This window comes from bacterium SCSIO 12696, from assembly GCA_024397955.1.
Classification (GTDB): domain Bacteria; phylum Pseudomonadota; class Gammaproteobacteria; order Pseudomonadales; family Porticoccaceae; genus SCSIO-12696.
This window is the reverse complement of the sequence record CP073744.1, coordinates 1,591,582-1,603,857: the sequence shown is the minus strand read 5'-3', so window position 1 is coordinate 1,603,857 and position 12,276 is coordinate 1,591,582. Positions and strand designations below refer to the sequence as shown.

At 50.8% G+C, this 12,276-nt stretch carries 13 protein-coding genes and 1 tRNA gene; 3 read left to right on the top strand and 11 right to left on the bottom strand.

The features are described from left to right. Positions 1–51: 51 nt before the first annotated feature. From KFE80_07360 to KFE80_07310, 11 genes are all read right to left on the bottom strand, one after another. Positions 52–1,764 carry a Na(+)/H(+) antiporter subunit D gene (locus KFE80_07360; protein ID UTW44222.1) on the bottom strand — a complete coding sequence of 571 codons (1,713 nt, stop codon included), beginning with the start codon at positions 1,762–1,764 and terminating at the stop codon, positions 52–54. Next, complete coding sequence (locus KFE80_07355) at positions 1,757–2,044, bottom strand: hypothetical protein (protein UTW44221.1); 288 nt, start codon at positions 2,042–2,044, stop codon at positions 1,757–1,759. The genes KFE80_07360 and KFE80_07355 overlap by 8 nt, the downstream gene beginning before the upstream one ends. After that, positions 2,045–3,556: a monovalent cation/H+ antiporter subunit D family protein gene (locus KFE80_07350; GenBank protein ID UTW44220.1), complete on the bottom strand. Its 1,512-nt coding sequence runs from the start codon at positions 3,554–3,556 to the stop codon at positions 2,045–2,047. Continuing rightward, positions 3,553–5,076: a monovalent cation/H+ antiporter subunit D family protein gene (locus KFE80_07345; protein UTW44219.1), complete on the bottom strand. Its 1,524-nt coding sequence runs from the start codon at positions 5,074–5,076 to the stop codon at positions 3,553–3,555. The genes KFE80_07350 and KFE80_07345 overlap by 4 nt, the downstream gene beginning before the upstream one ends. Beyond that, positions 5,076–5,432, bottom strand: a complete 357-nt coding sequence (locus KFE80_07340) for a cation:proton antiporter subunit C (GenBank protein ID UTW44218.1) — start codon at positions 5,430–5,432, stop codon at positions 5,076–5,078. The genes KFE80_07345 and KFE80_07340 overlap by 1 nt, the downstream gene beginning before the upstream one ends. Beyond that, positions 5,429–6,406, bottom strand: a complete 978-nt coding sequence (locus KFE80_07335; GenBank protein UTW44217.1) for a DUF4040 domain-containing protein — start codon at positions 6,404–6,406, stop codon at positions 5,429–5,431. The genes KFE80_07340 and KFE80_07335 overlap by 4 nt, the downstream gene beginning before the upstream one ends. Continuing rightward, on the bottom strand, positions 6,406–6,753 hold the full coding sequence (gene mnhG / locus KFE80_07330; GenBank protein UTW44216.1) for a monovalent cation/H(+) antiporter subunit G: 348 nt from the start codon (positions 6,751–6,753) through the stop codon (positions 6,406–6,408). The genes KFE80_07335 and mnhG overlap by 1 nt, the downstream gene beginning before the upstream one ends. A gap of 36 nt (positions 6,754–6,789) precedes the next feature. Beyond that, positions 6,790–7,056 (bottom strand): pH regulation protein F, encoded by a 267-nt coding sequence (locus KFE80_07325; GenBank protein UTW44215.1) that lies wholly within the window; start codon positions 7,054–7,056, stop codon positions 6,790–6,792. Continuing rightward, positions 7,053–7,529, bottom strand: coding sequence for a Na+/H+ antiporter subunit E (locus KFE80_07320; protein UTW44214.1), 477 nt, complete (start codon positions 7,527–7,529; stop codon positions 7,053–7,055). The genes KFE80_07325 and KFE80_07320 overlap by 4 nt, the downstream gene beginning before the upstream one ends. Positions 7,530–7,757: 228 nt before the next feature. Then, complete coding sequence (locus KFE80_07315) at positions 7,758–8,336, bottom strand: thioredoxin domain-containing protein (protein UTW46667.1); 579 nt, start codon at positions 8,334–8,336, stop codon at positions 7,758–7,760. 216 nt (positions 8,337–8,552) lie between these two features. Continuing rightward, positions 8,553–8,660: transfer RNA gene (locus KFE80_07310), tRNA-Leu, on the bottom strand. A gap of 197 nt (positions 8,661–8,857) precedes the next feature. Here KFE80_07310 and KFE80_07305 point away from each other — a divergent pair. The 3 genes from KFE80_07305 (at position 8,858) to KFE80_07295 (ending at position 12,197) form a co-directional block, all read left to right on the top strand. Continuing rightward, positions 8,858–9,163 carry a hypothetical protein gene (locus tag KFE80_07305; protein ID UTW44213.1) on the top strand — a complete coding sequence of 102 codons (306 nt, stop codon included), beginning with the start codon at positions 8,858–8,860 and terminating at the stop codon, positions 9,161–9,163. A gap of 31 nt (positions 9,164–9,194) precedes the next feature. Beyond that, a complete protein-coding gene (locus tag KFE80_07300) occupies positions 9,195–11,519 on the top strand; it encodes a M48 family metalloprotease (protein ID UTW44212.1) in 2,325 nt (774 codons plus the stop codon). A 348-nt stretch (positions 11,520–11,867) separates the two neighbouring features. Beyond that, a complete protein-coding gene (locus KFE80_07295; protein ID UTW44211.1) occupies positions 11,868–12,197 on the top strand; it encodes a hypothetical protein in 330 nt (109 codons plus the stop codon). The last annotated feature ends 79 nt before the right edge of the window (positions 12,198–12,276 follow it).

The window sequence follows — 12,276 nt, the reverse complement described above, 5'->3', positions numbered from 1 at the left end:
TCGCATTTTGGGCAATGTCGGCATGGCGGTCTCACTTGGGGGCTATTTGCCTTAAATATAATAGAGCACCAGAAAAGCTGCCAATAATCCAGCCACCCACACCACCATGGTTTCCGTTGGCCACAGTCGCGCAAAGTAGCCTTTGGGTTTGCCTTCCTCTGCATCGTAAGAGTTTTGAATGATTTGCTTGATAGAGGCAGTGATGGATTTTTCAATGCTCGCGTACACACCGTAGACGCTACAGCCGATGCGCTTAATAAAGGCAGGGGCCAATTTGCGATACAGCCAGTCCGCATCCAGGTTGGTGGACGGCAACTCGGGTGGGTACAGCTTGTACAGGTTTAACCACACAAACGCCGCTGCGGAGAAGAACAACAGCTGTAGCTGGGTGAGTACGTGAGTGACATCGTAGGGCTGGTATTTATGCTCCCAGGGTAACAGGGCATACACTGTTTGCGCCGGGAAGGAGCCGAGCACCACGCAGGCAACCGCAGCCAGGGTCATGGCGATCAGCATGTTTTTGGGGGCTTCTGTGGTGCGAATGCCGGAATCGTGGGCGAAGAAGGCAAAATAGGGAATCTTGATACCCGCGTGATGGAACACGCCCGCCGCTGCAAACAACAACAGCAACCACACGTAGTCGTACCCTTCTTTTATCGCCGCCGACATAATCATCGACTTGGACACGAAGCCGCTGAACAATGGGAATGCGGAGATAGAAGCGGCACCGACAATACAGAGTATGGTGGTTTTCGGCATGCTCTTGTACAAACCGCCCAGTTCCGAGCCATTGATCTTGCCGGTTTTGTACAGTACTGCCCCCATGGTCATCATCAACAGGCCTTTAAAGATCACGTCATTAAAGGCGTGAGCCACAGCGCCGTTGAGCGCCAGGGAGGTGCCAATGCCGATGCCCACAATCATAAAACCGATCTGGTTTATCAGGCTGTAGGCCAGTACCCGGCGCAGGTCGTTTTCGATCACCGCGTAGAAAATCGGGAAGCACGCCATGGTGACGCCAATCCAAACCAGAATTTCTTCACCGGCGTAGGCCCGCGCAAAGGCATAAACAGCCACTTTGGTGGTAAATGAGGCGAGGAAGATGGTCCCGCTGGGAGTGGCTTCTGGATAGGCATCGGTGAGCCAGTTGTGCACAAACGGGAACGCGCTTTTGATACCGAACGCCAGGAAGATCAACCAGGCGCCAACTTGTGCGATACCTTCGTGCTGCAAACCAATGTCGGTAAACAGCAAGCTGTTATTTACTTGCGCAAAAATCAGCAGCCCCGCCAGCAGCAACACACCGGACAGCACCTGAAAAATCAGATAACGAACACCGGATGAGTAGGCGCGGTCGGTTCTTCTCGCCCAAATCAGGAATACCGACGTCAGCGCCAGCAGTTCCCAGAACACGAACAGGGTCAGTAAATCCCCGGCAAATACAGCGCCCACCGCACTGGCGGCGTAGGAGAGCCCGGCCACGTGTTGCGTGGTGTCTTTCACATGCAGTGCGTAAATCACCGCAATCAAGGCGGCGATATGAAACAGGTAGCCGAACATCAGGCTGAGTTTGTCGACCTTAACCGGCTCCAGGGCGTAGCCCATAAACTCCATCGACCAGAACACGCCGTGTTCCAGGCCCAGCAAATTGAGGCCGCCAATAATTGGTGCGGCCAGCATAATAATGTTGCGTGCCCAACCGCGCAGGAACAGCGCCGCCAGGGCCGCCAGCATTAATGGCAGAAAAGGGATAACACTATTCATCGCGGCTATCCACCTCGTCGTAGCTATCTACCTCGTAGTAATCTTCCCCACGCATCAAAAACGATCGCATCCAGGTTGCTACAAACACCAGAATGGAACAGCCCACAAAACCGTAAATGGCGTAAAAAGCAGGTACGTTTTCCCAACTGTGGTAAACGTATCGGTTCACAACAAAATCGGCGATCACCAATAACGCGCACAGTACATAAAATACTCTGAGCATTTTGCGAACGTTTTCTGGCTTGTCGAACCAGCCATCGGAGTCGTGATGGTCAGACATTTATCTTTCTCCCATGCTGGTTGAAACGCCCGGAATCAAATTAATGAGGTCGATCAGAGGCTGAGGGTAGAAGAACAGGGCCAGGCATCCGAATGAGGTCACACCCAGCGCAATCAACATGGGCAGTGGCGCTTCTTTGGTCTCGGACCAAGACCAGGCTGTTGCGCCTTCACTCTGAGTGTTGAAAAACGCTTTGATGGGGATTGGCAACAAGTAAGCAATATTGAGCAGGGAGCTGATCATCAGTGCAGCCACCACAATCAGTTTGTCTGCCTCCAAGGCGCCAATGGTCAGATACCATTTGCTCCAGGTACCCACCATGGGCGGCAGGCCGATAATGCTGATGGCGCCGATGGTAAAGGCTGCCATGGTCAGTGGCATTTGCCGCCCAAGACCCACCATATCGCTGATGTTCTTTTTGTGGCTGGCCACCATGATCGCGCCAGCGCAGAAGAACAGGGTAATTTTGCCCACAGCGTGAGTGGCAATATGCAACGCGGCGCCGGCTGCGGCCACCGAAGAAGCCAGCAGGGCGCCGACCACGATATAGCTCAACTGGCTGACTGTGGAATAGGCCAGCCGCGCTTTCAGGTTGTCTTTGGTCATGGCAATGCACGACGACAGCAACACCGTCGCTGTGGCAATGTAGAGCATGATGTCTGTGGTGGCGAGATCCGTCAGACCATCGATGCCAAAGATATAAATCACCACTTTCAGAATACTGAACACACCGGCTTTGACCACGGCTACGGCGTGCAACAGGGCACTGACCGGTGTCGGTGCCACCATGGCAGCAGGCAGCCAGCGATGGAATGGCATAATGGCGGCCTTGCCAATGCCGTAGCAGAACAGCACCAGCAACACCGCAAGCACCGTTTTGCTGTGGGAATCGTCAAAAATACCGCCGGGGCGGAAATCGAGAGTGCCAGTCACGACATAGGTGCCCAGTACGGCGAACAGCAGGAAGGCGATAGAGGTACTGAGCAGAATACCCAGATAGGTTCGGCCGCCTTGTTTGGCCGCGTCGGTACCGGCATGGGTGACCAGCGGATAGGTGGACAGGGTCAACACCTCATAAAACACAAACAGCGTCAACAGGTTGCCAGAGAAGCAAATGGCCATCACCGAACTGATGGCCAGTGCGAAACAGCAGAAAAAGCGGGTCTGGTTTTTTTCCTGATGACCACGCATATAACCAATGGCGTAGATGCTGGTAATAATCCACAGAAAGCTGGCCACCAGGGCAAACAGCACGCCCAGCGGTTCCACATCAAAGTTCAAACCCAGGCCTGGGAATATCTCGATAACATCCAGCGATAGAGCCGTGCCCTGCATCGAGTAGTCCGTTATGGCCAGCACAATACTGAACAAAACAGCCGCTGTGGTTAGCGTAACCGCTTCTCTCAGATTTGGGATTTTACCGGTGGCCACAACCAGTAAGGACCCAACAAAGGGCACAATGATAGAAAGTGCAATTAATTGAGAAGGCTCAACGCCCTGCCAGAGATTCATTTCGACATCTCCTGCCCGTTGCTTACACTATGGGTATCGCCATTCGGGAACAGCCATTCCGCTGCACTGCTGGCCGCCTCGGTGGTCAGGCCGGTATCAATGCCAAAATAAATATTCGCCAGTACCAGCGCCCACATGGGTGCCAGCATCAGCGGGGGTACTTCTTTGACGGTGTTTGGATCAACGTTCTCGGGTAATTTTTTGAAGTAGGCTGCCTCCAATATGCGGCCAACGTAAACAACCGCGAGTAGGGAACCTGCCAGCACCAGTGCCGCAATGATCCAGTTGTTTTGCTCCAGTGCTCCGGTGACCAGGTACCATTTACTGACAAAACCTACCGTAAGCGGCACCCCAATAATACTTAAGCCGGCGATGGTAAAAGCCGCCATGGTCAGAGGCATCTGCCTGCCCAGCCCTTGAAAGGCTTTAATATCCACAGAACCAACTCGGTAAAAAACCGCACCCACCGCCATAAACATGGCGCCTTTCATAAGGGCGTGGTTGAACACATGCATCAGGCTTGCCATTAAACCGGTCACGCTCACCAGGCTCAGGCCCAGAATCATGTAGCCAACTTGCGCCACACTGCTGTAGGCAAATACGGTTTTGACGTTGCTTTGCACGGTTGCCATGTAAGAGCATTTGAAGATGGCCACCACTGCTAGGGCCATCAAAATAATGTCCATGCCCATTTCTTCAAAGACGTGGTCAATGCCAAAAATGGTGAATATAAAGCGAATCATCACGTACACGGCAACCTTGGTTGCGGTGCTGGATAGAAAAGCAGTGACCGCAGACGGCGCGTGTGTATAAGCGGGTGGCAACCACATGTGCAGAGGGAATAGAGCCATCTTAATGCCAATGCCGACGACGATAAATGCCAGGCCGGTGTTAATAGTGCGGCTGCTGTCGTAGAGCTCAATGCGGCTGGCGAGGTCCATCATGTTGAGGGTGCCGGTCTTCATGTACAGCAGGCCCACGCCAATCAGAATAAAGGTCGCGCCAATGGTGCCCATCACCAGGTAGCGGAACGCTGCCGTTAAACAGCGACGATCCGATGCCAGGCTGACCAAGGTGTAGGTGGCCAGCGATGACACTTCCAGAAATACGAACAAGTTAAACGCATCACCGGTGATTAAAATGCCGGAAAGGCCAGCCAGGCAGAGCAGATGGGCGGTGTAAAACAGTGAATGCTTTGATTTTTCGATTTCTTTTTCGATGCTGTCTTTGGAATAAATCAGCACCAGAGTTGAGATGGCGGACACCGCGAGCAAGACGAAGGCATTGGCTGCGTCCACACGCAATTCGATGCCCCAGGGCGGTGGCCAGCCCCCCAACGCGTAGCTCAGCACGCCATCGGACAATGCCGCCGCTAACAGCTGAATGGACACCACAAATGCGCACCCACTAACTAAGGTAGCGAAACCCCAGGAGAGCAGTGAGCGACCTAAAATCAGGGTAATAGGAGCTGCGATTAACGGCAGAAGAACAGGGAGTGCTGCCAAGTGTTGTTCAAGCATTAGATGGCATCGTCCTTATGTTCAAATTCATTTTCTTCAACTGTGCCGTACGCTCTTTTGATGCGCACAATCAACGACAGACCAACCGCTGTAACCGCAACGCCAACCACAATGGCGGTGAGAATCAGTACGTGAGGAAGCGGGTTGGAATACTGGGTAACACCTTCGACCAGAATGGGCGCGGTACCCCCGCTGACTTTACCCATAGAGATATAAAGCATAAAAACAGAGGTTTGAAAGACGTTCAGGCCGACAATCTTCTTAACCAGATTGTTGGCTGAAATCACAATATAAAACCCGGCCATCATCAAAAACACTACAACCCAGTAGTTGTAGTAATCGAGAATAAAATTCACTGGACGTTTGACCTCTCTGCCTGGCTGCTAAAGGCATAGAAAATACTCAGCATTACCGCAAATACCGTAATGCCAACACCCAGCTCAATAATAATGATGCCGTAGTGTTGACCGGCTATTGGGTCAGCGGCGAGTTGGTTGTAATCAAGGAATTGGCCACCCTTAATCATGCTGACCAAACCGACACCGGCGTAGAGCAACACGCCAAAAGACGCCATCCATTGCAAGAATTTTGGGCTCGCCACCGCCAGGGTATTGGGTAGCCCGAATACCAGGGCGTACAAAATAAAGGCCGCTGCCGCGATCACCCCGGCCTGGAAGCCCCCTCCGGGGCCGAAGTCGCCATGGAACTGAACATACAGCGCAAAAAGAATCACATGGGGAATCACGATTTTGGCAATCACGTGGAGCACTTTGTGTTCTTTTAAGCCTGACTCCAGGTCACTGTCTTTTTTGCGCCGGATACCGAGCAAGGCAAGAACGCCAATGGCCGCAGCGAACACCACCACCACTTCGCCCAGGGTATCGAAGGCACGGTAGCTGGCCAGCACCGAGGTGACCATATTGGGCAGGCCGATTTCACTGGGGGATTCTTCTATATACCTGGGGGCGACATGCTGGTGTACCGGATTATCCGGGTCGCCGAACGGTGGCATATCCAGCGTGCCGTAAATCAATGCCGCTCCCGTGACAGTGACAACCAATAAAGGAAGCAGGGACGAGTGTGAATTCTTTTTCTCTTTTCGACCGGTTAATGCCAGTGTTCCGAGCATCAGAACGGTGGAGATACCTGCACCCACGGATGCTTCGGTGAAGGCGACATCAACCGCATCCAGGTTTATAAAGATAAGAGCGGATAAAAAGCTGTAGATGCCGAACAACATCACCACAGCAAATAAATCCTTCAAAAAGATGATTCGCAATGCGGTGAGTGCAAGCATTGCCAGCAGCACCAAATCAATCAATTCAGCCATTAGTGCGCTTGCTCCTGTTTATCGTCTGCCCCTTCATTTTCCGTCTTGGCTTCAGCCAATGTCAGCAGTCCGCCGTGGCGAGCAGATTTTGCCAGGGCGTGTGAGGCGGTGGGGCTTGTGATCATTAGAAACAGCAGAATAAACACAAGTTTGGCTGTGTTCAGGTCGAATGAGGTTTGCAGCAGTAAACCGCTGATGACCAAAATAGCTGCGATGGAATCGGTAACGCTGGCTGCGTGTACACGGGTAAAAAAATCGGGGAATTTAAACAGCCCGACCGCGCCGCTGAAGCCAAAAAATACCCCTGCAATAAGCAGTATGCTACTGACAATGTCCAGGATAAACATGAGTTACCGTTGTTGTGTGGATTGTTATGTAAGTTGTTATTCGGCTGGCGCGGTATATTCAAAGAAACGAAGTACCGCGATCATCCCAATAAAATTGATCAGTGCATAAACAATCGCGATGTCCAAAAAGTCTGGCCGCCCCATCAAAAAGCCAACCGCCGCAATAAACAGTACGGTTTTGGTGCCAAACATGTTGACGCCAAGAATGCGGTCGTAGACCGTGGGTGCTTTAAAGGCCCTGGCCAGGGCAATAGCCATAACCACCAAAATAGCAATGCAGGCTGCCGCCAGAACTTCGCTCATGTGTTTTTACCCCAGATACTGGTGATTTTTCGCTCCATGTCGCCTTGCTCAAGCTCTTCAATGGATGCCTTTTGCAGAGCATGGACGGTAATCTGGCCGTCTTCCAGGTCGACACTCAGCGTGCCGGGGGTCAGAGTGATGGAGTTGGCGTAAAGTACCTGGCTTTCCGGCGGTACATTTTGTGCGGATACGTTTGCCAAGCAGGGTGAGACCTGGCTTGATGAGCCCCATACCAGTTTGGTGACATGGGTACTGGACTTCATAATTTGACCCAGAAGCCAGACGGTGTATCGAATAATTTGTGGGCCGTTGCCCACGTCTTCCGGTTCCTGATCAACAGCATCCATGCGATGCAGAACGAAAAGCACGATGGCGACAGAGGCGGCGCCAAAGCTGAGTAATAATGGTTGAATATAGCCTGAAAGCAGTAGCCAGAAGACAGCCAATAAAACAGCCCACTTGCCGATACGCATAGATACCGCCCCACCCAGTTATTCGTTGTCGTTTTTTTAACCAATAATAAGCTATCTGGACTGGAATGGGTACTTTAGATCGGAGCTAGCCTCTATACCTTGGGGAGTCTTGACCTTGATACGGGGTTTGCTTTGCGGATGCTGCCCGAGTGGGTGTAAAGGTGCGAATGTTGTTTTTTAGGTATACGAATAGCCCGACCATACGTTATTCAGCGTTTGGTCGGGCTATTACTTGCCCAATAGGGGATCAATGACCGCCTGCCAGTCAGCCAGCCCGGATGTGTGGTCGACCGGCACTTTACCCGCATTGTTGATGAACAGGGTAGGCGTTGCCCAAACTGCTCTGGTTGCTGCATAGCGAATGGGTGTACGTGCCTGTACATAGATATCGTTGTCGCCCATTCTGTTAAGAAACGCGGCGCGGTCAACGCCTGAATGCTCTTGTGCAAAATCGGCGACCAATTGCAGCAGATCGTTATGGGTTTTATCGGCAAACGGGACATTGTAAAACTGCTCCTGCCGGGCAAACAGAAAGCTGGCAAAACTGTAGAATTTATCCGGGTCGCCATCGGCTAAAGCGAATAAGCCCAGGCTCATATCCCAGGCCTGGCGATGATTGCTCAAGGTAATTACATGGGCTCTGAGGCTGACAGGCTCATTCTCGTAGTGCTTGATGACTTCAAGCAAGGTTGGCCAGGCCGCGCGTGAGTGAGGGCACTGAATATCGAAAAATACATCAATAGTGACCAATGCTGCATGGTCACCTAAAAGAAACCCACTGGGCCGGTCAGGAATGGGGATCGTCATATCTGGAAGGTCTTGGTGAACTGCGATGCTTTTAAAGTTAGCAGTAAGGTGGGCTACTATCAACAACCCGCGCTGCCTTAAATATACCGAGTATGCTTTCGTTAAATCCCACCCAGAAAGCTGATCGGTCAAGGATCACGCAAATCTCACACACTCAGGCAAAATAAAAGGCTTGAAAGGCTTGTACGCAGAAAACGTATAAGCCTTTAATCTGTATGGTAGCTATGGCTGGACTTGAACCAGCGGCCCCAGCATTATGAATTTTAGCTGGGGGAGCTTAACTTATTGCTTTATATGTAACTTAACCTGTGACCGCTCACAGCCAAATGCCTTACAAAGCATCGCCATGCAGAACTTTTTCCCGCACAACTCTCTCAATGGTTTAAGTGCGATAGGTAAGAAATGAGGTGTAGGGTGTGTTGGCATTCTTTATCTACCCTCATATACTTTCTTCACGCTACACAGTAGTTGGCAGGTAGGTCGTACCAGAGCGAATGCCCAATAGTTACGCAGGGAAAGACATGAAAGTCAGCGAAATGTCCAGAAAGACTAAAGAAGAGCACGCCGCTTTTCTACTCAAATTCAGCAACAGCCTGATTCTCGCATTTATCATCACAATCACCATTGCCCCCATGGGTATGATCATTGGTCATATCGTCGAAGGTAATGTGCAGAAAACGAGCTGGTTGCAAATATCTACCGTAATCGCCAGTTGGCAGGGTATAGCCTTTATCGCCTTGGAAGCTCTAGCTGCCTTTTTATCCCTCTATACCCGAAATCAAGCCTACATGATCTACAACACGCTATACCCAGATAGCGACGCCTAACATAAAAAACAATAACATAAGAGAATTACAAATGTCTGACTCAATACTGTACCCAGAAAGCCCCAGCAATGTTCCCGAAGGGCTTACCAAGGCAAAGAGCAGTTATAAACGACAGGCATGGTTGGCCATGGCAGGCTTAATGCTCTTTATGCTTGTTTATATTGCCCTGGCAGCCTGTTTTGGGCTGATCACCTACAACAGTGCGATGACTATAAAGGCAGGTGACGGAAATCTTGGGATGATCGTTGTCGCAGTGAGTTCATTATTGTTAACAGTTTTCATGATCAAGGCATTGTTTTCGGTGCGCAAATCCGGCAATCCCGGTGGTGTTGAAGTCACCAGCAAAGAACAGCCCGAACTATTCGCTTTCCTGCACCGCCTGGCAGATGAGGTAGGTGCGCCAAAGCCACACAGGGTATTTATTACTCCGGAGGTAAACGCCGCGGTTTTTTATGATTTGTCACTGCTTAACCTGATCTTTCCTTCAAAGAAAAACCTGATTGTCGGTCTCGGGTTGGTGAATGTGCTCAACCTGGGCGAACTCAAAGCTGTCTTGGCTCACGAATTTGGTCACTTTGCTCAAAACTCAATGATGGTGGGGCGTTGGGTATATATCGCCCAGCAGATTATTGCTCATATGGTGGCCACTCGCGACTGGCTGGATTCCATTATCCGTTTTATTTCTCGAATCGATCTGCGCATCGCCTGGATCGGCTGGATACTGGCATTGGTGATTTGGTCTATACGTTCATTGATGGATACCTTATTTAGGCTGGTGGTTATTGCCGAGCGCGCCCTCAGCCGTGAAATGGAATTCAATGCTGATCTGGTGGCAGTATCCGTTACCGGCAGCGATGCACTTATTCACGCACTGCACAAATTGCAGGCGGCTGATGATGCCTGGCAGACAGCTCTGGATGTGGCAGGCCAACAGGCTGGGCAAGACAAGCTACTGACTGACCTGTTCGCAGCGCAAAAGTCTGCCATCAGTGCTATTGGCCATGTATTAGACGATGACAGCTACGGCACGGTACCACAGCGCCCGGAAAATCAGGATGCGCAACAACATCGAGTATTCACAGAAGATATGGCCCGGCCACCGCAAATGTGGTCTACCCACCCAGCCAACAGAGACCGGGAAGACAATGCCAAAAGCACCTACATACCAGCCAAAATAGATGACCGTGACGCTTGGCAAATATTCGCCAACCCGGAAGCTCTGCGGCAACAGATCAGCATGAGCTTTTACAACCCGGAAAAAATTTCCAAGATGGAGCCTATTTCCCCTGCTGATGCGGTTAGTAAACGATTCAGCAAAGCCTCCTATTCTCCGGAATATCGTGGTACCTACTTGAGCCGGAGCCCAGTACGTAACTTTGCCACGGTGGACGATATGCTCAATAGTGGCACCATCGCCAGCACTGCCGCAGAATCTATTGCTGACCTGTACCCGCCGTCTCTGGCTGATCAGCTGGAATTGGCGCGCAACCTCGATTTGGAGCGCCATACATTGGAGGCGCTGGCAAGGGGTGACCTCAAACCTTCTGGGGGTGTGATTCGCCATCGCGGCAAAGAACTGAAGAAAAGCCAGATCCCCGATGCTATTCAGGAAATCACAGCAGAGCGCAAGATCGTCGCTGACCAGCTCAAAGTGCATGATGCTAACTGTCGTCGTGCACACTTGCAGGCTGCAGAACAATTGGGCGGTGGTTGGAAAGACTACTTGCTAGGCTTGATAAAGCTGCTCCATTGCGCAGAGCACCTGAGTGCCAGGGTGGATAACGAGCAGGCTTTGTTTGTAAACACCTGGAACGTCATTACCGCCGATGGCCAGATAGGGCATTTTGAAAAAAAGAGAATGCTGAGGGTCTGCAAACAAGTGCAAGATGAAATGCGCACTGTCTCTGCCTGTGCGGTTCAGCTCAGCCTCCCCCAGGCTATTATCGGCACAACCGGAATCGAAAACTGGGCAGAGCAATGCCCGCAATTCGAGATGGTCGATGTAAACAAAAAGAACTGGGGCGATTGGTGCCAGGCAGCGTCTGAGATTATGGGCAACTTGTCTTATGCACTAACTGTAGTGCAATCGGCGGCGCTGGAAGAACTGATTAGTACAGAAAGCAAATTGGCCAAACATCTCACCGATGGCACAACTCCTGATGTAGCACCAACCCCCGCTAACGGCCCAGCAGAATACCCAGTGTTGTTAAAAGGCGATGAGCATACCCTGCAACGCAAGCTGGATTTGTGGAACCGTTTTCAACTGGCTCACGGCGTTTTGCCAACCGCACTGCGGTTAATTGTGTCGTTGGGGATTGTTGGCGGTACGGTATATGGTGGATTTGTGGGGGTATAGGTAATGGTGTTATGGGAAAGGGGCCAGTTTGGTTTTTGCTTTCACATGTCTTTATTTAATGCCACTACATAATCGACAACGAGGTAAGTCCTTTGTGGGTTTTTTGTTAGGTAACGCGCTTATCGAGTTATTCCATCATGTATATTTCGTTCATTTTTATGCAGTATTCAATAATATTGAACACTGTTTTACTGGTGAACAAGTGTATTAGGTAAGCTTGTTGCGGTAACCAATAAATTGAACTATCGTTGGTCAAGTCTAATCTATTCTTTTTGCCATTGAATCAGTAGCAACACTCAGCAAACAATGCGGCTTACACGAAATAAGTACATGGTTGCGATATGTCTGATGATAGTTTTCATCGGTCAGTCCGTTGCTGCTGCCAATGTTTCCTGCTCAATGCTAATGGATAAAGACAATGGTATGGCAATGATGTCCATGGACGGTATGGATCACTCAGCCCATGCCATGCACATTTCTGATAGTGGCTCCTCTTCTATGGATTGCTGTGGCGATGAAGCGTGCGCAATGAATGGCTGCTTTGGCTCACCATCTGCGCATATCGCTGCCGAGGTGTCGTATGATTCTGTACAGGACAACGTGTTTAACGCCGAATACGTAGTGTCATACATCAACCCATCTCCCCTTTCTTTGCTTCGTCCTCCCATCTCTGGCTAACACAGGATAGGTGCGCCCGCATATCGGGCAACACCATCTAAAACTGTTAGCGAGAGTTCTCTCTCCCCGTTGAATTGGC

What these genes read in the sequence shown, in the direction of transcription:
- KFE80_07360 (UTW44222.1), bottom strand. Translation starts at nt 1,764, where the DNA reads ATGAATAGTGTTATCCCTTTTCTGCCATTAATGCTGGCGGCCCTGGCG.
- KFE80_07355 (UTW44221.1), bottom strand. Translation starts at nt 2,044, where the DNA reads ATGTCTGACCATCACGACTCCGATGGCTGGTTCGACAAGCCAGAAAAC.
- KFE80_07350 (UTW44220.1), bottom strand. Translation starts at nt 3,556, where the DNA reads ATGAATCTCTGGCAGGGCGTTGAGCCTTCTCAATTAATTGCACTTTCT.
- KFE80_07345 (UTW44219.1), bottom strand. Translation starts at nt 5,076, where the DNA reads ATGCTTGAACAACACTTGGCAGCACTCCCTGTTCTTCTGCCGTTAATC.
- KFE80_07335 (UTW44217.1), bottom strand. Translation starts at nt 6,406, where the DNA reads ATGGCTGAATTGATTGATTTGGTGCTGCTGGCAATGCTTGCACTCACC.
- mnhG (UTW44216.1), bottom strand. Translation starts at nt 6,753, where the DNA reads ATGTTTATCCTGGACATTGTCAGTAGCATACTGCTTATTGCAGGGGTA.
- KFE80_07325 (UTW44215.1), bottom strand. Translation starts at nt 7,056, where the DNA reads ATGAGCGAAGTTCTGGCGGCAGCCTGCATTGCTATTTTGGTGGTTATG.
- KFE80_07320 (UTW44214.1), bottom strand. Translation starts at nt 7,529, where the DNA reads ATGCGTATCGGCAAGTGGGCTGTTTTATTGGCTGTCTTCTGGCTACTG.
- KFE80_07315 (UTW46667.1), bottom strand. Translation starts at nt 8,336, where the DNA reads ATGACGATCCCCATTCCTGACCGGCCCAGTGGGTTTCTTTTAGGTGAC.
- KFE80_07305 (UTW44213.1), top strand. Translation starts at nt 8,858, where the DNA reads ATGAAAGTCAGCGAAATGTCCAGAAAGACTAAAGAAGAGCACGCCGCT.
- KFE80_07300 (UTW44212.1), top strand. Translation starts at nt 9,195, where the DNA reads ATGTCTGACTCAATACTGTACCCAGAAAGCCCCAGCAATGTTCCCGAA.
- KFE80_07295 (UTW44211.1), top strand. Translation starts at nt 11,868, where the DNA reads ATGATAGTTTTCATCGGTCAGTCCGTTGCTGCTGCCAATGTTTCCTGC.